General features: G+C 38.3%; 2 protein-coding genes and 1 pseudogene. All 3 read left to right on the top strand.

Annotation, left to right across the window (positions count from 1 at the left end):
* Window positions 1-302, top strand: a 302-nt coding sequence (locus R7Q47_RS24015) for a type II secretion system F family protein (protein WP_411912882.1), incomplete at its 5' end; no start/stop codon positions are given.
* Window positions 302-1168: a type II secretion system F family protein gene (locus R7Q47_RS24020; RefSeq protein ID WP_005481282.1), complete on the top strand. Its 867-nt coding sequence runs from the start codon at window positions 302-304 to the stop codon at window positions 1166-1168. The genes R7Q47_RS24015 and R7Q47_RS24020, both read left to right, overlap by 1 nt.
* Window positions 1168-1565 (top strand): annotated as a pseudogene (locus tag R7Q47_RS24025) (pilus assembly protein TadD); the annotation flags it as partial. The gene R7Q47_RS24020 and the pseudogene R7Q47_RS24025, both read left to right, overlap by 1 nt.

The raw sequence follows: 1565 nt of genomic DNA on the forward strand, positions 1-1565 counted from the left end.
TTCGAATCAACTTGAGTCGAGGTGGGCAGCTAAAAGACGTGATTAACCGCATCAACCGAATCATGTTTGAAGCGAGGGCAATCGAGAAAAAGAAAAATGCGTTGACGTCGGAAGCGCGTGCATCAGCAAAAATCATCGCGGCGTTGCCAGTTATCTTTATCATGATTTTGAAAGTGACCAGCCCGGAAAACTATAACTTCGTAATGTTTGAAGAAGGGGGAAAACCCATCTTTTATTACGTCTTGGTTAGTGAAGCTATTGGGTTCTTCTTTATCTACATGATATTAAGAGGAGTTAGGTAATGGTTGATATTAAGTTAATCTTCTTAGCGCTCGGTTTAATTATCTCGTTATCTGCCGCGTATTACTCGTTAAAGGTGTTTGATAAAACCAAAGCAAATATTTCAACAAAAAAGATTATTGATTCAACCCAAGAAAAAACGCCTTTTGTTGACAAATTATCGTTACATCTTTCTCGATTATCTTTTAATAAAGAAGAAACAAAAAATAATCTGGTTAGAGCAGGTATTCATAGCGAGTTTATTGCTCAAGCCTATTATCTATTGAAAATTATACCCTTGGTTTTTTGTTTGGCGTTTATTGGCTACTCCTACATTCAAGGAGAGATGGAGTTTTCCTCCGCGTTTATTTCATTCTCGCTTTCTATGCTTGTTTGTTTGATCGCGCCGGATATGTATATCTCATCGCGAGGGAATGCAAACGTGCGACATGTAAGTAGTCGGCTGCCTTTCTTACTGGATTTGATGAACGTTTGTGTACACACGGGGATGACGTTAGAAGCGAGCTTGGATTACTTGTCGAACGAGCTAAAAACGGTCGATGAAAACCTTGCTTATGTCGTTAAGAAAACGTCAGAACGGGCCAAAATTGTTGGGTTAGACCGAGCTCTCACCGAGTTTTACGACTTAGTCCCAACGACGGAAGCTCAAAGCTTCGTCATGACGCTTACTCAAAGCTTAAAGTACGGGTCATCCGTGGGTGCGGTATTAGCCTCTCTTGCTTCTGATATTCGAGAAATAAACATGCTCGAACTGGAAGAGAAAATCGGCAAGATGGGGGCAAAAATGTCGATCCCAATGATCGCTTTTATCATGATTCCTATTGTTGTTCTAATCGCAGCGCCAGGGATAATGAGGATGCTAGGATAATGAATATAAAAAACTATTTCTCTCTTTTGGTGTTACTTTTTTTAAGTGGTTGTTCAACTATTAATCAAGAATTAGTAACAAAAGAAAAATTACTGACTAACTCTGGTCAAACTGAACAGCTTATTGAGTTTTATAAAGCGAACTTAGTCGAAGTCCCGAGTTATAAGATAAAACTGATCAATTTATATTTGGATAATAAAGACCAAAAATCTGCTGAGTTATACATAAACACTCTAGAGAAAAAGGATCTTAAAGACCCAGATATTATTTATATCTTAGCTAAGCTCGAATATTTAAAATCCAATTACGATGCGAGTGAACGTTACTTAGAAGAGTATTTAGATAATGGCGGTCCAGAGGGTGATTACTACCTTCTAAAAGGCAAAATACTTGCGCG

The organism is Vibrio sp. Vb0349 (genome assembly GCF_033338975.1).

Coding starts and splice junctions, on each gene's coding strand:
- R7Q47_RS24020 (WP_005481282.1), top strand. CDS start 302: ATGGTTGATATTAAGTTAATCTTCTTAGCGCTCGGTTTAATTATCTCG.